The sequence below is a fragment of the Bradyrhizobium sp. 14AA genome (assembly GCF_054185205.1).
In genome coordinates this window covers 158705-177023 of sequence record NZ_JAVAYM010000020.1, presented here as the reverse complement: position 1 = coordinate 177023, position 18319 = coordinate 158705, and the positions used below count along the sequence as shown (strand labels likewise).

The 18319-nt window shown below is 64.3% G+C and carries 22 protein-coding genes; 6 read left to right on the top strand and 16 right to left on the bottom strand.

What is annotated here, in order from left to right; translation table 11 throughout:
• The first annotated feature begins 124 nt into the window (after positions 1-124).
• Positions 125-1510 (top strand): allophanate hydrolase, encoded by a 1386-nt coding sequence (gene atzF / locus RAD15_RS30595; RefSeq protein WP_458182003.1) that lies wholly within the window; start codon positions 125-127, stop codon positions 1508-1510.
• Between the two features lie 4 nt (positions 1511-1514).
• On the opposite strand, the gene RAD15_RS30590 is transcribed toward atzF, so the two are convergent.
• The 4 genes from RAD15_RS30590 to RAD15_RS30575 all read right to left on the bottom strand — a co-directional run bounded on the left by RAD15_RS30590 (position 1515) and on the right by RAD15_RS30575 (position 5028).
• Positions 1515-2237 (bottom strand): Crp/Fnr family transcriptional regulator, encoded by a 723-nt coding sequence (locus tag RAD15_RS30590; RefSeq protein ID WP_458182002.1) that lies wholly within the window; start codon positions 2235-2237, stop codon positions 1515-1517.
• Positions 2238-2327: 90 nt separating this feature from the next.
• Positions 2328-3167: an ABC transporter ATP-binding protein gene (locus RAD15_RS30585; protein WP_458182029.1), complete on the bottom strand. Its 840-nt coding sequence runs from the start codon at positions 3165-3167 to the stop codon at positions 2328-2330.
• A 20-nt stretch (positions 3168-3187) separates the two neighbouring features.
• Complete coding sequence (locus tag RAD15_RS30580; RefSeq protein ID WP_458182001.1) at positions 3188-3892, bottom strand: ABC transporter permease; 705 nt, start codon at positions 3890-3892, stop codon at positions 3188-3190.
• A gap of 134 nt (positions 3893-4026) precedes the next feature.
• A complete protein-coding gene (locus RAD15_RS30575; RefSeq protein ID WP_458182000.1) occupies positions 4027-5028 on the bottom strand; it encodes an NrtA/SsuA/CpmA family ABC transporter substrate-binding protein in 1002 nt (333 codons plus the stop codon).
• A gap of 288 nt (positions 5029-5316) precedes the next feature.
• Between RAD15_RS30575 and RAD15_RS30570 the strand changes: the two genes are divergently transcribed.
• Entirely contained in the window at positions 5317-6024 is a 708-nt protein-coding gene (locus tag RAD15_RS30570; protein ID WP_458181998.1) for a glutathione S-transferase, read from the top strand.
• A 306-nt stretch (positions 6025-6330) separates the two neighbouring features.
• Here RAD15_RS30570 and RAD15_RS30565 read toward each other — a convergent pair whose 3' ends face one another.
• From RAD15_RS30565 to RAD15_RS30555, 3 genes are all read right to left on the bottom strand, one after another.
• Positions 6331-7005, bottom strand: a complete 675-nt coding sequence (locus RAD15_RS30565) for a methyltransferase family protein (RefSeq protein WP_458181997.1) — start codon at positions 7003-7005, stop codon at positions 6331-6333.
• Positions 7006-7123: 118 nt separating this feature from the next.
• Positions 7124-7297, bottom strand: a complete 174-nt coding sequence (locus RAD15_RS30560; protein WP_458181995.1) for a hypothetical protein — start codon at positions 7295-7297, stop codon at positions 7124-7126.
• Positions 7298-7598: 301 nt separating this feature from the next.
• Positions 7599-8072 (bottom strand): hypothetical protein, encoded by a 474-nt coding sequence (locus RAD15_RS30555; protein ID WP_458181994.1) that lies wholly within the window; start codon positions 8070-8072, stop codon positions 7599-7601.
• Positions 8073-8307: 235 nt separating this feature from the next.
• Here RAD15_RS30555 and RAD15_RS30550 point away from each other — a divergent pair, with 235 nt between their 5' ends.
• Positions 8308-9963 (top strand): fumarate hydratase, encoded by a 1656-nt coding sequence (locus tag RAD15_RS30550; protein WP_458181992.1) that lies wholly within the window; start codon positions 8308-8310, stop codon positions 9961-9963.
• A gap of 132 nt (positions 9964-10095) precedes the next feature.
• Here the strand turns inward: RAD15_RS30550 and RAD15_RS30545 are convergent, their stop codons facing one another.
• The 6 genes from RAD15_RS30545 to RAD15_RS30520 form a co-directional block, all read right to left on the bottom strand.
• A complete protein-coding gene (locus RAD15_RS30545) occupies positions 10096-11016 on the bottom strand; it encodes an SH3 domain-containing protein (RefSeq protein ID WP_458181990.1) in 921 nt (306 codons plus the stop codon).
• Positions 11017-11030: 14 nt separating this feature from the next.
• Complete coding sequence (locus RAD15_RS30540; protein WP_212023556.1) at positions 11031-11327, bottom strand: hypothetical protein; 297 nt, start codon at positions 11325-11327, stop codon at positions 11031-11033.
• A gap of 104 nt (positions 11328-11431) precedes the next feature.
• Entirely contained in the window at positions 11432-11986 is a 555-nt protein-coding gene (locus RAD15_RS30535) for an inner membrane-spanning protein YciB (RefSeq protein ID WP_458181988.1), read from the bottom strand.
• A 12-nt stretch (positions 11987-11998) separates the two neighbouring features.
• Positions 11999-12574 carry a hypothetical protein gene (locus RAD15_RS30530; protein ID WP_458181986.1) on the bottom strand — a complete coding sequence of 192 codons (576 nt, stop codon included), beginning with the start codon at positions 12572-12574 and terminating at the stop codon, positions 11999-12001.
• A 75-nt stretch (positions 12575-12649) separates the two neighbouring features.
• Positions 12650-12913 carry a hypothetical protein gene (locus RAD15_RS30525; protein WP_458181985.1) on the bottom strand — a complete coding sequence of 88 codons (264 nt, stop codon included), beginning with the start codon at positions 12911-12913 and terminating at the stop codon, positions 12650-12652.
• Positions 12914-12957: 44 nt separating this feature from the next.
• Positions 12958-14355, bottom strand: a complete 1398-nt coding sequence (locus RAD15_RS30520; RefSeq protein WP_458181984.1) for a carotenoid oxygenase family protein — start codon at positions 14353-14355, stop codon at positions 12958-12960.
• A 105-nt stretch (positions 14356-14460) separates the two neighbouring features.
• Between RAD15_RS30520 and RAD15_RS30515 the strand changes: the two genes are divergently transcribed.
• Entirely contained in the window at positions 14461-15192 is a 732-nt protein-coding gene (locus RAD15_RS30515; protein ID WP_458181983.1) for a TetR/AcrR family transcriptional regulator, read from the top strand.
• A 21-nt stretch (positions 15193-15213) separates the two neighbouring features.
• On the opposite strand, the gene RAD15_RS30510 is transcribed toward RAD15_RS30515, so the two are convergent.
• On the bottom strand, positions 15214-15819 hold the full coding sequence (locus tag RAD15_RS30510) for a hypothetical protein (protein ID WP_458182028.1): 606 nt from the start codon (positions 15817-15819) through the stop codon (positions 15214-15216).
• A gap of 159 nt (positions 15820-15978) precedes the next feature.
• Here RAD15_RS30510 and RAD15_RS30505 point away from each other — a divergent pair, with 159 nt between their 5' ends.
• Positions 15979-16545, top strand: coding sequence for an SET domain-containing protein (locus RAD15_RS30505; RefSeq protein WP_458181981.1), 567 nt, complete (start codon positions 15979-15981; stop codon positions 16543-16545).
• Positions 16546-16693: 148 nt separating this feature from the next.
• Here RAD15_RS30505 and RAD15_RS30500 read toward each other — a convergent pair whose 3' ends face one another.
• Positions 16694-17092, bottom strand: a complete 399-nt coding sequence (locus tag RAD15_RS30500) for a hypothetical protein (RefSeq protein WP_458181980.1) — start codon at positions 17090-17092, stop codon at positions 16694-16696.
• A 38-nt stretch (positions 17093-17130) separates the two neighbouring features.
• Complete coding sequence (locus RAD15_RS30495; RefSeq protein ID WP_458181978.1) at positions 17131-17361, bottom strand: hypothetical protein; 231 nt, start codon at positions 17359-17361, stop codon at positions 17131-17133.
• Between the two features lie 101 nt (positions 17362-17462).
• On the opposite strand from RAD15_RS30495, the gene RAD15_RS30490 reads away from it, so the two are divergent.
• The gene (locus tag RAD15_RS30490) at positions 17463-18284 is read left to right on the top strand and encodes a helix-turn-helix domain-containing protein (RefSeq protein WP_458181976.1); all 822 of its coding nucleotides are present in this window, start codon (positions 17463-17465) and stop codon (positions 18282-18284) included.
• Positions 18285-18319 lie beyond the last annotated feature (35 nt).

The following is an 18319-nucleotide window of genomic DNA, read 5'->3' as shown; positions in this document are numbered from 1 at the left end:
GCCCTTTTCGTTTGAGCTGCACGTTTCCGCTCCAGGCGGCCATTTGGACGAGGCACTTAATTGCTTGTTGGCCGCGCCGAGCTCCCGCAATTTCCAGCCTGTTGGTTGGAGAAGGAGATATTCGGTGAGCCAGTCAGTCGCGCGCCTCAGGACGAATCACGAAGCCATCGCCAGGAATTCGTCCCGGCTGCTGGAGACGATCGGAACGGCATATGACCGGATCGAGGCCGAGCGCGACCGCAATTGCTGGATCTATCTCCGCCCGCGGGAGGAGGCGCTCGAAGAATGCCATAAGCTCGTGGCGCGCGCGCGGACGGGCGAAAATCTTCCACTGCTCGGCATTCCCTTTGGCGTGAAGGACAATATCGATGTCGAGGGAATGCCGACCACTGCCGCCTGTCCGGCGTTCAGCTATACGCCCTGGCATTCCGCACACAGCGTCGAACGCCTCACAGCGGCCGGCGCAATCTGCCTCGGAAAGACCAATCTCGATCAGTTCGCCACCGGCCTTTCCGGCGCGCGTTCGCCCCATGGCCCCTGCGCGTCAGTTGCCGATGCGCGCTATATCTCGGGCGGCTCCAGTTCCGGGTCCGCTGTCGCCGTGGCGGCCGGACACGTCGCCTTCGCGCTCGGCACCGATACCGGTGGATCCGGCCGCATACCTGCCGGCTTCAACAACATCGTCGGAATCAAGCCGACCGTTGGGCTTGTGTCATCACGCGGGCTGGTGCCGAATTGCCCGACGATCGATTGCGTATCGGTGTTCTGCAATACCGTCAGCGACGGCGAGGCAATCCTGGACATCATCGAAGGGTTCGATTTCGAAGATCCCTACAGCCGCCTGCCCAGAACCTTTCTTCCCGCCGACGGGGCGGCGCCATCGTTCCGGTTCGGTCGCATTGCGTCCGCAGATCTCGAATGCTTCGGCATGCCGGAATGCGGCGAGCTCTATGACCGCGCCTGCGAGCGTTTTGCGCATATTGGAGGAACGGCGATCGAGGTGGACTTCGCCCCGTTCCGCCAAGCCGGGGAGTTGATGTTCAGCGGGCCTTGGGTGGCGGAACGGCACTCGGCCATCGCTTCGCTCATGGACGTTGAATCCGGTTCATTGCTCGATGTCACGAGGACCGTGCTGGGCACAGCCGCCGGCTATTCGGCGATCGACACGTTTGGTGCCATTCACCGGCTGCACCGGCTTCGCCGCAACGCCGAGGCGATCTTTGCGGGCGTCGATGCCCTGGTGGTCCCGACCGCACCGCGCCCGTTCACGCTGGAGGAGATGCAGCGCAATCCGATCACCCTCAACAATCGCCTTGGCTACTATTCGTACTTTGCCAATCTGCTCGATCTCTGCGGCGTGGCCATTCCGAACGCAACGTTGCAGAACGGCATGCCCATGGGCGTCACCCTGCTGGCGCCGGCCTGGCATGATCGCGCGCTGATCGGTCTGGCGCGGCGGTTCGAGGCCGGTGCCGACGGAGCAGCGTTCGAATTGAGGTCTGGTGGCTGAAGGGTTATTCCATCTCCCCGAGCGTGGACAGATCCAGGATCGAAATCACGGATCTGTCGTATCTGATTACGCCTTCCTCCTGGAGCCGCGCGAGTTGCACCGTCACCCATTGGCGGGTGGAGCCGATGAGGTTGGCGAGATCGCCGTGGGTAAACGGCATGCCGACGACGATCTCACCGTCGCGCTTCACGCCGTAGACGTGCGACAGAAAGATCAGCAGGCTATGCAGCCGCTCGGTGACCGAGCGCGTCCCGAGCATCTGGGCCATTGCAGAATAGCATCGCGCCTTGAATGCCAGGGCATCCAGCAATGCGACGGCGATCGCCGGCGATTCCAGCGCAAGTCGCCGCAACGCAAGTCCAGGCATGAACGTCAAGCGGCTGCGTTCGGCCGCAACCGATGACCACATGTGCGGGCCCGTTCCGAATATGTCGGGCCCGCCGACGAAATTGCCGGGAAACCAGTAGGCAAGCGTGACTTCGCGCCCCGACGGCGCCGCATAGTAACTGCGTATGCGCCCCTCGCTGATCAGGTAGATCCCGGCCTGTGCGTCGCCTTGGGACCAGATCAGTTGGCCGGCTTCCAGGACCTTTTCGCGTCCGATCGCACGCAGGCGATTGCAGTCAGCCCGGTTGAGACCGTCCAGCAAGCCCGGCAGCGGTCTGACGAGATCGTCCGACTCCGCCAGCATCACACCCGCCGCTATCGCGCTGTTCGCCCTGTGCATCGCCGGCTCCGCATGTGAGACCCGGCATCGATTATTCAAGAACCGTGCCAGCCCACTGCGTCCGCTTCATGATCCGCAAGCGCCAGGCGATCAGTTCGCGTCCGACTGATTGAACGCCCGCAACCCTTCTGCGCGGATGACGTCGAGACAATCCTTCTTGAGGGACAGATAAGCCGGCTCGACCATGACAGAATTCGACCGTGGGCGCGGCAGCTTGACCGCGACTTCGCGCAGGATGCGGCCGGGTCCCGCGCTCATGATGAGGACGCGGTCGGCCAGCACGATGGCTTCATCGATATCATGCGTGACGAACACGATTGTCGCCTTGATCCGGTCGCGCAGCGCCAGCAGATTGTCTTGCATCACCGCCCGGGTCTGCGCGTCGAGAGCCCCGAAGGGCTCGTCCATCAGCAGCACGCGGGGCTGATTGGCCAGCGCGCGCGCGATCGCCACGCGCTGTTGCATGCCGCCGGACAGCGTGTTCGGATAGGCGTCGGCGAAACGCTTGAGGCCGACCATCGCGATCAGATCGTCGGCGAGGGCGTTCGCTTCCGTCCTGGACTTCCCGAGCATCCTGGGACCGTGGGCGATGTTCCTGCGGACGGACTTCCATGGGAAGAGATGCGGCTGCTGGAACACCATGCCGACATCGGGGCGCGGACTGTGGACAGGCGCGCCCTCGACCAGGATGTCGCCTTCAAACGGTGCTTCCAGTCCGGCGATCGTATTGAGCACCGTCGACTTGCCGCAGCCGGAGGGTCCGGCGATGCAAACGAACTCGCCAGGCGCCACGTCGAAGGAAACGCGGTCCACTGCGATGATCTGCCCGCGGTTGGTGTCGAAAACGATGCTGAGGTTCGAGACTTGAATGGCCGGTTGTTTCCGCGCCTGTTCGACGGAAGCAGGCGAATTTGCCACGGCCAGTTTCATGATCGATCGAGGTCCCGACATCAGCGCCACCAGACGGTACGTTCCGCAAGAGCCGCAAACAGCCGGTCGGCAATGAACGACATCAACCCGAGCGCTGCGAGCCCGCCCATGACCTGCCCCGTTTGCAAATTCTGCTGCGCAATCTCGATCCGGTAGACAATGCCGGCGAAAGTGCCGGCCAGTTCGGCTGCGACAAGCGTGTAGAAGGAGATGCTGACGGCGGTGCGCAACCCGACCACGATGTAGGGAAGCGCGCCCAGCAGCACGATTTCCTGGAGCATCTGCCGTCGGGGCGTGCCCAGCATCAATGCCGCCCGGATCAGGCCGCGGTCGACCTTCTGCACGCCGATATGGGTCGAAAGCCATACCGTGAAGAATACGCCCCATACGACGAGGAACAATTTCCCCGCCTCCGACAGGCCGAACCAGAGGATGACGATCGGCACGAAGGCGATCGGCGGAATTGGCCGCAGGATGTGGAACAGCGGGGACAGCAAGCTCGAAATGACGGGGAATTGGCCGGTGAGAACACCGAGCAGGATGCCGAGCGCGCCGCCCACGATAAATCCCGTGGTGACGCGAAAGAGGCTGGCCAGCAGATCGCCAAAGAACTGGCCGCTTCGTATCCACTCGAGAACGGCCACAGCAACCACCGTCGGCGGCGGAAACAGCACCATGTTGACGGTTCCCGAACGCGAGACCAACTCCCAGAGGCCGACGAACAAGGGAATCGAAAGCGTCCCGACCAGAATATTGAGTCGGCGAAGACGAACCGGATCCGGTCGCCGGGTGCGACCGTCAGCGCGGATGGCAGTCTCTCGTCGCGTTGAAGTGGCGTCCTGCATGGCCGTGCGGGTGCCTATTTCCACGACAGCGTGACGCGCGCGGGATCCACCTTTTTCAGCGGCTCGGTGACGACGACCTTGCTGAAGTCGGGCATCACCGCTCCCGGAGGATGGTTGCCGCTCTCGAGGCGCCATGCGGAGTGAGTCTTGAGAATCTCGATCAGCCGGTCGTCGAGACGCACCCGGTAAACGTAGTCGGCCCAGATCGGGGCGAGTTCATCCCGCTTCATTCCGACCGCGTCCGCCACCGCCGTGATTGCTTCATCCGGGTGTGCTTTCACCCAGATCTCGGCATCGATCAGCGCGGCGATGAACTTCTCAACCAGCACCGGATTGGCGTCCAGATAGGGCCTCATGACGACGATGTTGAACGTCTCGGAATAGGTGCCCTTCGTATCGAGCTCGGTGGCGGCTTCGCCCAGCGCCTTCTTCGCGTTGGAGATATGGGGCTCCCAGGTGTCGATCGCGTCGATGCTTCCGGCTGCAAGTGCCGGCAGCATCTCCTGCGGCCGCAGATTGACGAGGGTGACATCCTTGGCAGTCAATCCGGCCGACTTCAGCAAGGTCGCCGTGTAAACCTCGCTGCCGGTGCCGGCCGTGAATCCGATGCGCTTGCCGCGAAGATCTGCCTTGGTCTTGACGCCGGCCTTGGCCGCGACGACCGTCTTGAGGTCGGAATATTCCATGCCGGCGACGAAGGCGATGGGCTGATTTGCCATCGTCGAAGCGGTGACGGGCGCCTCCGCCGTCGTTGCGATGTCGGCGCCGCCCCCGATCACGGTGTCCAGGCACTGCTTGCCGGACGTGAAGTTCGAGACCGTGATGTCCAGTCCGTGCTTTTCGAAAATCCCCTTCGATTTGGCGACGATCGCAAGGCCGGAGATCGGTGCGAGATTTTGCGCCAGCCGGGCTTTGAGCAATTCCGCGGCCGAGGCGCAGTCCGGACCGATGGCAAGGCAGCAAAGCGCGGCATAGCCGGCAATTGCCGCGATTGGGCGGACGGTGTTCCAGTGCATGACGATCTCTCCCTCGCGCCGCGCCCGGCGCCAGCCCTGATGTGATCGCGGATGCCGCCCTGAACGGTCCCGCAACAGACGCCCGCGTCTCCCCCGGGGATGATCGCTTTGAGGATCGGCCCACGTTGGTATGCTCGCCCGGCGCTACGGTCCCGGGAAGCAATTAATCGACATGACATTCGAGGCGCCCGGTCCCGTGTCGCCGCGGCTGGATTCCACCTGCGCTGACGGAACGTCGGGCTGCGTGCTACATTGGTCGCGATACCCCCACGCTCACGGACCTCTCCCATGACATATGAGCTCTATTACTGGCCCGAGATCCAGGGCCGCGGCGAATATGTGCGGCTGGCGCTGGAGGAGGCGGGGGCGGCTTACGTCGACGTCGCGCGGGGGGCGCGCGGCACAGCTGCGATGATGAAGATGATGGATGGGCACAAGGGCACGCCGCCGTTTGCGCCGCCCTTCCTGAAAGCCGGCAAACTCGTCATCGGCCAGACCGCCAACATCCTGCTTTACCTCGGCAGCCGCCACGGGCTTGCGCCGAAGACGGAGGCCGGAAGACTCTGGGTCCACCAGCTTCAGCTCACCATCACCGACCTCGTGGTCGAGATTCACGACACCCATCATCCGCTCGGGCCCTCGCTCTACTACGAGGACCAGAAGGTGCCGGCGAAGAAGCGCACGGCGGAGTTCTGGGACGAGCGCGTGCCGAAATATCTCGGCTATTTCGAACAGCTCCTTGCCGAGAGTGGCGGCGCCTATGTCACCGGCCGCAGGCTCACTTACGTCGATCTCTCGCTGTTCCAGATCGTCGTCGGACTGCGTTATGCCTTCCCGAAGCGCATGAAGGCGTTCGAGGCAGACATCGAGGGCCTCGTCGGCCTGCACGACCGCATCGCCGCGCGGCCGAACATCAAGGCGTATCTCGCGAGCGAGCGACGGATTGCCTTCAACGAGCAGGGCATTTTCCGCCGCTACAAGGAGCTCGACAATTAATTAGCCGGTCCGGATGGAGGCTGGCGGCAGCCCCCGTTCCGGACCGGCCGTTTCGGGCGAGATCGATCGCCCAAACGCGTCATGGCCGGCGAGCGCCTGCAAGCGCTCCGAACCAGATCGGTCGTCTGTCGTGCTGGGAACGGGAGAGAGATCATGCTCGTCGGGGCAGGGGGGCTTGCAGAACATCGTCGCGTCTCCCGTTGCGTGGGTGCGGGTTGCTCTAGCGAGCTTCGGTTGCCGCGACGTCAGTCGATCGGATGAGGGGGAAGCGATTTTCGTGCAGCGCACGGAAGAAGCGACGCGCGCTCACCAGACGCCCGGCACAAGGCGATAGCGCACCCGTGCCGCGTAGTCGGCATAGCCCGGCAGGCCCTCGCGCAGGGTACGCTCCTCGATGCCGGTGCGGACCGCAAACAAGGCGGCGAAGAGCGGCACCATCAGAAGACCCCACCATGAGCCCAGCAGCAGCGGCACGCCGGTGAAGAACAGGATCATGCCGCTGTACATGGGATGGCGCACATGGGCGTAGGGCCCCGTCGAGATCACACGCTGCGCGCGCTCGGATTGCAGCTTCACCACCGGTGCGGCGAACGAGTTCTCGCGGAACACCCTGAGGATGAACAGCGTCGAGAGCAGGAACAGCACGAAGCCGAGCACCTGCACCGCAACCGGCATGTCGGAGGATAGATTGCGCCGGTCGATGCCTATCAGGGCCAGCCAGCCCAGCATCGCCACAATGAAGACCGTCATGAAGATCTTGTCGGCGGCGGGCTGATCCTTTTGCAGGACCGGCCGCAGCCGTTCGGCGAGCAGCGCCGGATCGATCCGGTAGAGCCACCAGCCGCAGAGCGGGCCGAGCAGGACGCAGATGATCAGAAACAGCCAGGCGGACGGCCAGTGCAGCGTGCCCGCGGACGCGAACAGCAGCGCGCCCATCGCGGCGGTGGTGATCGTATTCTGCAACAGCAGTTTTGCGATCATGCGCAGGTTCCGGAGTGGCCGCGCACGAGTGTCGTCCCACTATCCGGCGAAGTTACGGCCGGATACGCGAAAAGCCCGATCGACCGGATCGGGCGTTTTCATCTTTGACGGGCCTCGATCAGGCGAGCTGATCGATCCGCGTGCCCTGACCCGGCGGCAGCGGCGCAGACGGCGGCGGCTTGTAGGTCGGATCCTCGTCCTTGGCCTTGGTCTGGTCGTCCTGCTGCTTGGTCGTGTCGTAGCTCGGCACCACGATCGCGATCGGCGGCGGCGCAACGGTGGAAACCTTCATCCACAAATCCTCACACATGGAAACAATTCAGCCTGCACTCCGAGGAGCGAAATTTCCTTCAAGGCAATCGTTAAAATGCGAGGGAATGGGTATGGTGGGGGATGCCGTCTTTGCTTCCGCGAGTGCACGATCGGAGAGGACCGCGGCTCTCTCCTCGTCATTGCGAGCGCAGCGAAGCAATCCAGGGTCCCTCCGCGGAGACAGTCTGGATTGCTTCGCTACGCTCGCAATGACGGAGTATGTGGCGGGCGGCGTGGCGATGCGGGTGCTGCCGTGTCCGCTGCAAGAGAAAGGCGCCCGCCTATTCGTCCTTGCCGCGCGTGATCGCGATGGAGGCGTCCGTCTTGGTGCGGGTGCAGTCCATGTTGAGGCGCCGATAACGCATGCTGACCTTGTCGCCGCGCAACAGGCCCATCCGCTTCAGGCAACGTGTTGCGCCCGTTGTGGTGTCGTCCTTCGTCACGGTGAAGACGATCGCCGCCATCGATCCCACCAGCGCAAAGAATTCCGGCGTCGGCTTGCGCTCGCCCTTGGCATAGAGCTCGATGGAATATTTGTCGCCGCGGCAACCCACCGAGAGCTCCTTGGCCGCCGGATGCGAGAGGTAGACGATGTTGCCGGCGCGAAAGTTCACCTTGAGGCGATCGACCTGGTTCGCCAGCTCCTTGGCGCTGTCGTCACAGCGATCGGCGCGCGCGGGTGAAGCGAGAGCCACAAGGCCGGTGATGGCGGCGGCGACCAGGATCGCGCCGCGGACGTTCAGTTTGAAAATCATGATGAAAAGCCCCTTAGGGCGCGCATTCAACCTTCGTCGCGCATGGAGTGCAAGGGGTGCACCCAGACCTTCCCGGGGACAATGGTGGCCCCGCATCTCTGCAGAAAAGGGCCGTCTTGTTGCCGATTTGAGATGCCCCGACCGCGCCAGAACGCCTTCCCTTTGCGGCAAAAAAGCTTAGAACGCTTCTATGCTGAGAGGCCCGCCAGGGCTCCAAAACCCCGAGATTCGCCCCATGAACGCTCCGACCGCCTTCTCCGACCCGTCCAAGCCTGTTCCGCCCTACAAGCACATCCCGCTGTTCCCGCTGGGCAAGGACGAGACGCCTTACAAGAAGATCTCGTCCGAGGGCGTGCGGGTCGAGAAGGTCCTGGGCAAGGACATGCTGGTGGTGTCGCGCGAGGCGCTGCGGGCGCTGTCGGAGGCGGCTTTTGGCGACATCAATCATTACCTGCGGCCCGGACATCTGAAGCAGCTGCGCGCGATCCTGGAGGACGGCGAGGCGAGCCCGAACGACAAGTTCGTCGCGCTGGACTTTTTGAAGAACGCCAACATCGCCGCCGGCGGCGTGCTGCCGATGTGCCAGGACACCGGCACCGCGATCATCATGGGCAAGAAGGGCTGCAACGTCATCACCGACGGTGAGGACGAGGCGGCGCTGTCCGAAGGTGCGCGCGATGCGTATCTGCGCCGTAACCTGCGCTACTCGCAGGTCGCGCCCTTGTCGATGTACGAGGAGAAGAACACCGCCAACAACATGCCGGCGCAGTGCGAGATCTACGCCGAGGGTGACGATGCCTACAAGTTCATGTTCATGGCGAAGGGCGGCGGCTCCGCCAACAAGAGCTTTCTGTTCCAGGCGACGCCTTCCGTCCTGACCAAGGATCGGCTGCTCGCGTTCCTGAAGGAGAAGATCCTGACCCTCGGCACCGCTGCGTGCCCGCCCTATCACCTCGCCATCGTGATCGGCGGCACTTCGGCCGAGCTCTGCATGAAGACGGTGAAGCTCGCTTCCGCCCGCTATCTCGATGCGCTGCCGACCCACGGCTCGCCCGACGGAAACGCCTTCCGCGACGTCGAGATGGAAAAGGAAATCCACAAGATGACGCAGTCGCTCGGTGTCGGCGCGCAGTTCGGCGGAAAGTATTTCTGCCACGACGTGCGCGTGATCCGCATGCCGCGTCACGGCGCATCGCTGCCCATCGGGCTCGGCGTGTCCTGCTCCGCCGACCGCCAGGTGCTCGGCAAGATCACCAGGGACGGCGTCTATATCGAGGAGCTCGAGCACAATCCTGCGCAGTACCTGCCGCAGGTCGAAGAGTCGCTCGGCGGCGAGGTCGTCAAGATCGACCTCAACCAGCCGATGAAGGACATCCTCGCGACGTTCTCGAAGCAGCCGATCAAGACCCGGGTCTCGATGACCGGCACCATGATCGTCGCGCGCGATAGCGCCCACGCCAAGCTGCGCGAGCGGCTGGAGAAGGGCGAGCCGCTGCCGGATTACTTCAAGAACCACCCGGTCTATTACGCCGGTCCCGCCAAGACGCCCGAGGGCTACGCGTCAGGCGCGTTCGGTCCGACCACCGCGGGTCGCATGGATTCCTTCGTCGACCAGTTCCAGGCCGCCGGCGGCTCGATGGTGATGGTCGCCAAGGGCAACCGTGCGCCGGCCGTGCGTGAGGCCTGCAAGAAATACGGCGGCTTCTATCTCGGCTCGATCGGCGGCGCGGCTGCGAACCTCGCCGAGCACTGCATCAAGAAGGTCGAGGTGCTCGAATATCCCGAGCTCGGCATGGAAGCGATCTGGCGCATCGAAGTCGTCGACTTCCCGGCGTTCATCATCATCGATGACAAGGGGAACGACTTCTTCAAGGAGTTGAATTTGGGCTAGCTGCGATCACCCGCACTTGCGTGCAGTGATCGCGCATGTGCTTTACGAAAGATCGTCATGGCCGGGACATAGGCGAGCGGAAGCGACGCCGTCCTTCGGCCGGCTATGCCCGGCCATGACGATGCGGAAGCTTCAACTGCAATTCGTGACCTGGTTGGAGCAGAGCGAACGCCACCAGCCGCGCACGCCGTCGTAGCTCTCGACCAGACCCCAATGGCCGCTGCAGGCGAAGAGGCGCTTCGGCCCGCCGTCGCCGTCGATCGGGCCGCCGAGCTCGTGCTGGGCCGGCATCCATTTGGCGTCGACGAACGGCGCCTGGAACAGCCCGCCCGCGCGCGTGTAGCCATTGGCGTAGTTCGCGCCGACCTTGTTCGATGCGACCCAGCCGCGCCCGGCATAGGGTTTTGGCGCGCTGCGCGGATATCGCTTCTCGTCCTCGTAGTCCTTGCCCGGCGGCTTGGCGCCTTCGATCAGAAACCAGCCCTCCCTGAAGCCGATGATGCGGAATTCGGTGAGCCAGCCGCCATCGGGCGTGTTCTCGGCGCCGCCGAGCTTCAGCCGGTAGGGTGGCGGCAGCGTGCCGAGCACGCGCCCTTTCACCGACGGCTCGGCGCGCACGTTGAGGCCGTTCGGATCCTTGTCGATGGACCAGGCACCGAGATCGCAGGGCTCGGTACCTTCGGGCAGCGCCACCCGCTTGGCGGCGAGATCAGCGTGAAGCTTTGCGAAGTCAGTGTCGTCGTTGTCCGGATCCGGCTCGGTGCGCGGTTTCAATTCGGCTGATACGGCGCGGGTTGCATCCGGCGTCAGCGTGACAACGAGGGTCTGACGCGCCGTGAATACGCTTGCCGGCGTTTTTGCATCGTTCGACGTCGCCGGATAGATGGCGAGGTAGCCGGCTGAACCTTCGGTTCGATAGGCCGTGCCGGCCACATAGCCGGCCGGCACCATGGCGAGCGCGCTTGCGCGCCACGCCGGTTCGGTGTCGTCCGCAAGCGCCGCTTGTGTCGCGACACACAGGACTGCCGCCGCAATGAGACGGTGCACGCGCATGGTTGCCGCGCGGCTTACGCCCGTGCGCCCGTGAACGGGAAGCTGCCCATGGGGCCGATGCCCATCTCGCCGCTCATGCTGTCACCGGATACCTTTCCGATGAACTCGAGCGTCAACGGCATCGGATTGGTGATCGAGACCTTCCAGTTGACGGCGTCGCCGCTGATGGTGCCGTCGAAAATCTCGGCGGAATTGCCATCGGCGCCCTGCGTTCCCGTCAGCGTGCCGCCGGAGCTCAGCAGGGTCAGCGTCGCCTGGCGCTCGCCCATCGGCGTCGTCATGGTCAGATTCCAGTTGCCGTCCACGGCCATTCGTGTCTCCCAAAATCCCGGCGGGCCGCGACGATCCGCGGCCAGTCCTGGGTCGAGCGTATAGCGCAACTCGCAGCGCCTGCCTAACGCTCCGATCAGGGCATTTAGGCGCGGGCGGCGGCACGCCGGCGGCTGGTGACGATGAGCCGGAGCACGACATATTGCACGGCGAAGGCGAGGATCTTGGCGCCGCCCGCGACCACCGTGAGGTAGAACGCCCACAGCTTCAGATCGCCCGTGGAGGCGACTGCGATCATGCCGACGCCGATCACGAACATCAGTATCGCCCAGGCGTAGCCCGCGGCCGTCACATAGTCCGGAACGGTCTCGACCACGATCGGCGGCATGTAGCGCAGCATCCAGCCGCGCTTGAGCATGATGGCGCCGATCGCGAAATGCGCGATCGAGGGTTTTGCCAGCATGAAGCGGGGATCATTGGTCAAGAGCGTGATGGTGCCCAGCACGACGACGAGCGCGAGGCTCGCATAGGTCATGTAGTTGAGCTGCTGTCCTTTGACGCGGGCGTAGATCACCTGGGCGATCGCGCCGGCAATCGCCACCGACGTCGCCAGGATGACGTTGTCGGTGATGAGGTAGATGACCAGGAAGACGATGGCGGAGAGGAAGTCGGAGGCGAGGCGGGCGAATACGTCCTTCATCGTCGATCCTGTTCAGCGAGCGTTGGGCAGCGCGCGGGCCGGCGCACCGTACTTGATCTGACGATACTCGGGATACCATTTTGTGAAGTAGATCGCGCTGTTGCGGGCGGCGAAGGCGACCGCAAGGCTCGACCAGAGCGGCAGTCCGGGGACATAGAGCAGCACGAGATTGCCGGCCGCCATCAACAGCGCGGCCGCGGTCCACGCGCCGGTGATGACGTAATTGGCATAGAGAAAGCCGGGCATCGCCGCGGTCTCGGCCGGCACCGATTCAAGTGCGTATTGCAGGGTGAAGGGACGGCGGACCAGCATCGAGCCGAGCGAGATGACGAAGATGCCGATATCGACCGACAGCTTGACGCCGAGCGTGCCGAGTGCGGGGTCGAGCAGCGCCAGATACAGGCCGATTGCGGCGAATACGATCGCCGAGCCGGCGGCCAGGGTCTTCACCGAGCGGCCGCGCAGCACATCGATCGCGACGGTGGCGAGGCAGATCGCGGAGGCCGCGAACACGCTGATCGTGGCCGACGTCAGCAGCATCAGGAACGTGTAGGCGCCGTAGGGCGCGAGGATCAGGAAAATCGCCATGGGCCGCCTCGGTCAGGCTAATCTTTACATTGTAAAGTTATAGGTCGCAGGCGAGCCCCGGGTCAAGCGAAATCTTTACAGTGTCAAAATTACGTATGTAACCTCCAAAAGATGAAGTGCAGCAATGACTTGGTCGCGCGTCGCTTCAGCCAATTCCGTCCAATTCAGGCGCGACAGGATCGGCAGCGTGGAGGCGGTCAAAAGGCCAAGTCCGAGCAATATGCCGCCGTTCAGGATGGTACGGCCGCTCCGCTGCAGCCGGGTCATCTGGAGCGCGAGCGCGGTGCATGCCAGGGCGAGGATGGCAAGGCAGGCTGCGGTGATCGAGGGCAAGTGCATGTGAGATCTCTCCGACGACACGACATCGCTGTCATTCCGGGGCGCTACTGCGCTCCCACCCAATTGCCGTGAAAGCCGTCGGGCACGCGATGGCCGAGCTGCACCAGCGCGACAGGGCCGACTTCGACATCGGTGGCGTTGAACACGGCGAGGTCGCTGCGATTTTCCCGCGCCCGCCAGACCATTGCGAGCAGCCAGCCGTCGCCCTCGGCGGCATCCGTCGATCGCTCGACGAAAACAGGCTCGGAGATGGTGTCGCCGGCCGGCAGCAGATAATGGCCGAGCCGCCGGCCGTTGCCGTCGACATGGACGAGGCCGGACAGCGCGCCGAACATCGGCAGCCGCGGATTGGCGCAGGCATACCAGCCGTGATGGTTCTTCTGTCCGGCGCGGCGATCGTCAATGCGTGGAAATTCGCCGGTGAGATCGTCCAGATAAGTCTGCTGGAAGCGGTCGGTATTGCCTGAGAGGTCGAACGTCCAGCGGCAGTGGCGGGCGCGCGACTTCTCCGGATCGGTCGGCCGGCCGTCGGGATGCGGAAACAGCGGCGCTTCCTCGAACTGCATGACGTCGGCGACGATGCGGTTGCCATCCTCCCACGCATTCATGACGTGGAAAACGTAGCAGGCCTCTCCGCGAAACCAGACGATATCCCTGGCCGTGCCTTTGCGCTTCATCGCGCCGACATAGGCGCCCTTGTCCGGCTCCCAGGCATAGGGCGGCCGTCCGCTCTTGGCGCGCTCCAGGCTGCCGGCGATCGGGAGGATCGGAAACAGCACATGGTTCTCGGTGACGATGAAGTCATGCACCATGCTGGCATAGGGCGCCTCGAACCGTTCGAAGCGCGTCGCCTTGCCGGCGGCATTGATCGATCCGTAGGAGAGGGCGGGCGTCAGCGGCCCGGCGGCGTTGTAGCCGAAGAACACGAGCTCGCCGGTCACGGGGTCGACCTTGGGATGCGCCGTAAAACTGCCGGCGACGCGGCCCTGATAATTGTGATAGCCGCGCGTTGCCAGCGTGCCCGGCTCGATCTCGGTCGGCAGGTGAGCCTCTTCGAGAGCCAGCAGCCTGCCGGCATGGAAGATGATGTTGGTGTTGGCGACGCCGCCATCCGTGAGGTTCGCCGGCGCGTCCGGCAGCTTGCGGCCAAAGCCGCCGAACAGCGCGCGTCCCGCATCGTGCTCGGCGAGCCATTTCGGCGTGCGGACCCAGCGGTTGCGATAGCTGGCGCGCCCCTGCTCGAGGTGGAAGGCGTGCAGCATGCCGTCGCCGACGAACCAGTGTGCGCCGGGAGAATCGAACTGCGGATTGGGGCCGTTGCGATAGAGCGTGCCGTTCAGTTCGCGCGGCAATTCGCCGATGATCTTCAGGAATGGCGCGTCGGCCTCGAATGGAATCGGCGCGATGTTGTTGCGGCGCTCGGCGAGGGCATCCTGCTGCACGGCGTATCATTCCCATCTTTACATCGTAAAGATTAGATAGTGCCGATCGCCGTATTGGTCAAGCGAAATCTTTACACTGTCAATATTGCGTCATATAGCTTGCAAATGGCCAAGACCGACACCAAGAGCGAAACGGCGCGAAGCTCGCGTGCCCCCAGAAGAACGAGGTCGACTGCGGCGCCGCGTCCGGCACGCCGTCCGTCGAGCGTGAAGACCGAGACTCCGTATCATCATGGCGCCTTGCGCGAAGCGTTGCTCCAGGCTGCCGAGCGCGTGCTGGAGCGCGACGGGCTCGCCGGCCTAACCCTGCGCGCGGTGGCGCGGGAGGCGGGCGTCTCGCATGCGGCGCCCACGCATCATTTCGGCGATCTCACGGGCCTGCTCAGCGAACTCGCGGCCGTCGGCTTCCGCCAGTTCAACGCCGCGATGGCGTCGGCCAGTGACAACGCCACGACGCCGCTCGCGCGCGCGCTGGCGCGGCCGAAGGCCTATGCCGCCTATGCAGAGGCCCATCCCGGCATGTACGGCATCATGTTCCGCACCGAGCGCCTCGATTATTCCCGGCCCTCGCTGCACGAGGCCGCGGAGGCCTCTTTCGCCGGGCTCGCGAATGCCGTCGGCGCGATGCGGCAGGAGCAGATCAGCGGCGACACGCTGACGCTTGACCAAGGCGCCGCCATCGCACGGGCCTGGTCGATGGTGCACGGCTTCACCACGCTGCTGCTCGACGGAAGGCTTTCGGACATCCTCGGGCGGCTGCCCGAGGGAACGACGGCGGAGCGGCTGCTGGAAGCGATGCTGACGACGCCCATCACGGGGAAGCTGCCGGGCCCCTGATCGGTTCGGACGAAGGCAATCTTAGCGCATCGTCGCAAGCTCGACCGCACGGCCGCGCGTGCCGATGATCTTCACCTCGTCCTTGCCGCAGGTGAAGCTGCGCGCCAACTCGTCCGCCGCCTTGCGTGCGAGCTCGTTCGCGGTGGGATTGGCGGCCGCATCGACATAGGCGACGTGGCAGGCCGGCCCCGGCGGCAACCGGGTCACGACCAGCATGGCTTTGGTGTTTGGCCGCCCCTGCTTGTCGGGATCGGCACTGTCGGCGATGTGCCAGCGCTGGATGATGGCAAACGGCGTTGCGCCAGCGCTGCGCCATTCGATCGTCGTCTCCGATGAATTGAACGGGCCAAACCAGACCTTTGCCGCGGGTTCCTCGGCCGCGGCCTTGCGATTGCGGCCGACCGAGACGATTTCGCGCAGATCGTCCTCGGCGATCAGCACCATGAAGCCGCCTTTCCCCGGACAGATGCGCGTCGTGCTGGCGTCGAGCTCGCTGGGCTTGCCGATCTGGCGGCAGTCCTTTGGCGCGGTGGAGGTGTAAGTGCTGCCCATGGATTGGGCGTCAGCACGGTCAAGACCGAGGCAAGTCATCAAGACAGCCAAGCCTATGCGGGCAATACGGTTCATCATGGGCTTGATGGTGCTGGAACTCTCTCCATCAGACGTCTTCATTGTGGGCAAGGTTCAAACTGGTGTTGGATATACCTGACAGCGGCGCGGAATCGTTCTAGAAGGGCGCCTTCCGCCTGCGCTTACCGCGCTTTGTTCGCGCCACCTCATTCGATCATGCCAGCCATCGCCTCCAGCAAATCCTATCGTGTCGGCCGCTCCAAGACCGGACTTGGCCTCTTCGCCACCATGCCGATCAAGAAGGGGACCCGGATCATCCGTTATTTCGGACCGATCCTGGACTCGCGCATTCCCGAGCAGGACGACATCGAGAACAAGTACCTGTTCGAGCTCAACGGCCGCTGGACTATCGATGGTTCGGTCCGCAAGAATGTGGCTCGCTACATCAATCATTCCTGCCGGCCCAACGCCGAATCCGACGTCCGGCCGCGCGAGCGCAAGGTCTTCATCCGCGCCATCAGGAACATCGAGCCGGGCGACGAGATCAACTACGACTACGGCACCGACTATTTCAAAGCCTATCTGAAGCCGATCGGCTGCAAGTGCCCCTCTTGCGAGAACAAGCGCAAGAAGCTGCGCGCCGAGGCGCGGGCCGAACGCAGCAAGGTGACGGCGCGCAAAGCCAAGACGGTGGTCTCGAAGAGCTCGAAGACCAAAGCCGCCAAAAAGAAGAAGCTCAACGGCCACGCCGTTGCCAAGGCAAACGGCCGCGCGCGGGCGTAGCCGTTCACCGCGGTGTCATGCCCTCGCGAAAGCGGGGCCATCCAGACGCCGCGGCTTCTCCGTATCCGTCAGTATCTCTGGAATACTGGGGCGCCCGGTCCAGTGCGCAATTGCGCACAAGGCCGGGCGACGACAGCAAGGCGCGGCCTCACGCCGCCACGACATTCCCGCTCCTGCGCAATCCCAAGAATTGCAGCTCGGCAAACACGCCGGTCGCGATCGCCTGCGCCACCACCATCAGCTCGCCGGCAAGGTTCGGCGACACCGCGCCCGAGAGCAGCAGCGCGATGCTGCCGATTGTCCAGGCCGCATTGCCGATCACGACAAGCAGTACGAGCGGCTTCGCCACGGAGGTCCGTGAGGCGAGCCAGCCGACCAGCGCGGTGTAGGCGATCAGGAACAGGCCGGTCTCGCGCAGCAGCGCTTCGGGCAGGCTGAACAGCGAAGCGAACGCGCCTGCGCCGAAGGTGAAGCCGAGCGCGGCAACGCCGCTGAAGACTGCGTCGGCGAGCAGGGCGCGGCGCAGGAAGGTGGATGCGTCGATCATCGTGGTTCTCCATGGTTGGGGTTGGGCTCGGGTGAAATTCAGCGCCATCCGCGCCACCAGGCGCAGAGCAGGCGGGCGAGGCGGAACGGGCAGAGGCTCCTGCCGACGCCGTGCTCGAAGGCTGTGACCTGAGCGACCACATAGTCGCCGGTCGAATGCAGCAGCGGCTCGGGCACGTTCAGGCTGCGCGCCAGCATGCGGGTTGCGAATGCCGTGGCCCAGGGGAGAAGGTGGTCTGCGAGGGTCCGGTAGAGCAGCAGCGCGATCATGGTCATCTCCTGTTGCGACCGAAGATGCGCGCGCCCGCAGCCCAATTCCATTACCTCGCGGGTAATGGAAGCGCCGAAGTCCGCATGCTAGATTTTCGAGCATGAACGCACATGCATCCACGGCACAGGCCGAGCGAAGCCAGCCCGTCCACATCGGCGACCATCTGCGCGAATGGCGGCAGCGCCGCCGCATGAGCCAGCTCGATCTCGCCGGCGAAGCCGAGATCTCGGCGCGCCATCTGAGCTTCGTCGAGACCGGCCGCGCCGCGCCGTCGCGCGACATGGTGCTGCGGCTTGCCGAGCGTCTCGACGTGCCCTTGCGCGAACGCAACGTGCTGCTGGTCGCGGCCGGCTACGCGCCGGCATTCCCGCAGCGCCCGCTGGAGGATCCCGCCTTGAAATCAGCCCGCCAGGCGATCGACCTCGTGCTCAAAGCGCATGAGCCCAATCCGGCGCTGGCCTATGACCGGCACTGGAACCTGGTCTCCGCCAACCGCATGGTCGCGCCGCTGCTCGCCGGCATCCCGCAGCGGCTGCTCGGCCAGCCCTTCAACGTGCTGCGGCTCGCGTTTCATCCCGAGGCGCTGGCGCCGCGCACGGTCAATCTTGCGGAATGGTGCGGGCATCTGCTGGAGCGGCTGCACCGGCAATGCGAGGCGACTGCCGATCCTGAGCTGATCAAGCTCTACAACGATCTGAAGAGCTATCCGATTCCGGCGCGCTCGGCGCCGCTGTCCAGCGACAATGTGGCGATCCCCTTCAAGCTGCGCCTTGACGGAGAGATACTGAGTTTCTTCTCGACCACAATGGTGTTCGGCACGCCCGTCGACATCACCCTGTCGGAGCTGGCGCTGGAGACGTTCTTCCCGGCCGACGAGCGCACCGCCGCGCGCTTGAAGCAGATGGCCGCCGGCTTGCAGTAGCGCCGTTTACAGGAGGGAGCGGTGCTCGCATAATC

Excerpts from the sequence above, each read along its gene's own strand:
- RAD15_RS30570 (WP_458181998.1), top strand. The coding sequence starts at position 5,317 with ATGACATATGAGCTCTATTACTGGCCCGAGATCCAGGGCCGCGGCGAA.
- RAD15_RS30565 (WP_458181997.1), bottom strand. The coding sequence starts at position 7,005 with ATGATCGCAAAACTGCTGTTGCAGAATACGATCACCACCGCCGCGATG.
- RAD15_RS30490 (WP_458181976.1), top strand. The coding sequence starts at position 17,463 with ATGAACGCACATGCATCCACGGCACAGGCCGAGCGAAGCCAGCCCGTC.
- RAD15_RS30505 (WP_458181981.1), top strand. The coding sequence starts at position 15,979 with ATGCCAGCCATCGCCTCCAGCAAATCCTATCGTGTCGGCCGCTCCAAG.
- RAD15_RS30540 (WP_212023556.1), bottom strand. The coding sequence starts at position 11,327 with ATGGCCGTGGACGGCAACTGGAATCTGACCATGACGACGCCGATGGGC.
- RAD15_RS30495 (WP_458181978.1), bottom strand. The coding sequence starts at position 17,361 with ATGATCGCGCTGCTGCTCTACCGGACCCTCGCAGACCACCTTCTCCCC.
- RAD15_RS30545 (WP_458181990.1), bottom strand. The coding sequence starts at position 11,016 with ATGCGCGTGCACCGTCTCATTGCGGCGGCAGTCCTGTGTGTCGCGACA.
- RAD15_RS30510 (WP_458182028.1), bottom strand. The coding sequence starts at position 15,819 with ATGAACCGTATTGCCCGCATAGGCTTGGCTGTCTTGATGACTTGCCTC.
- RAD15_RS30500 (WP_458181980.1), bottom strand. The coding sequence starts at position 17,092 with ATGATCGACGCATCCACCTTCCTGCGCCGCGCCCTGCTCGCCGACGCA.
- RAD15_RS30515 (WP_458181983.1), top strand. The coding sequence starts at position 14,461 with ATGGCCAAGACCGACACCAAGAGCGAAACGGCGCGAAGCTCGCGTGCC.
- RAD15_RS30550 (WP_458181992.1), top strand. The coding sequence starts at position 8,308 with ATGAACGCTCCGACCGCCTTCTCCGACCCGTCCAAGCCTGTTCCGCCC.
- RAD15_RS30555 (WP_458181994.1), bottom strand. The coding sequence starts at position 8,072 with ATGATTTTCAAACTGAACGTCCGCGGCGCGATCCTGGTCGCCGCCGCC.
- RAD15_RS30585 (WP_458182029.1), bottom strand. The coding sequence starts at position 3,167 with ATGAAACTGGCCGTGGCAAATTCGCCTGCTTCCGTCGAACAGGCGCGG.
- RAD15_RS30560 (WP_458181995.1), bottom strand. The coding sequence starts at position 7,297 with ATGAAGGTTTCCACCGTTGCGCCGCCGCCGATCGCGATCGTGGTGCCG.
- RAD15_RS30590 (WP_458182002.1), bottom strand. The coding sequence starts at position 2,237 with ATGCACAGGGCGAACAGCGCGATAGCGGCGGGTGTGATGCTGGCGGAG.
- RAD15_RS30530 (WP_458181986.1), bottom strand. The coding sequence starts at position 12,574 with ATGGCGATTTTCCTGATCCTCGCGCCCTACGGCGCCTACACGTTCCTG.
- RAD15_RS30525 (WP_458181985.1), bottom strand. The coding sequence starts at position 12,913 with ATGCACTTGCCCTCGATCACCGCAGCCTGCCTTGCCATCCTCGCCCTG.
- RAD15_RS30535 (WP_458181988.1), bottom strand. The coding sequence starts at position 11,986 with ATGAAGGACGTATTCGCCCGCCTCGCCTCCGACTTCCTCTCCGCCATC.
- RAD15_RS30575 (WP_458182000.1), bottom strand. The coding sequence starts at position 5,028 with ATGCACTGGAACACCGTCCGCCCAATCGCGGCAATTGCCGGCTATGCC.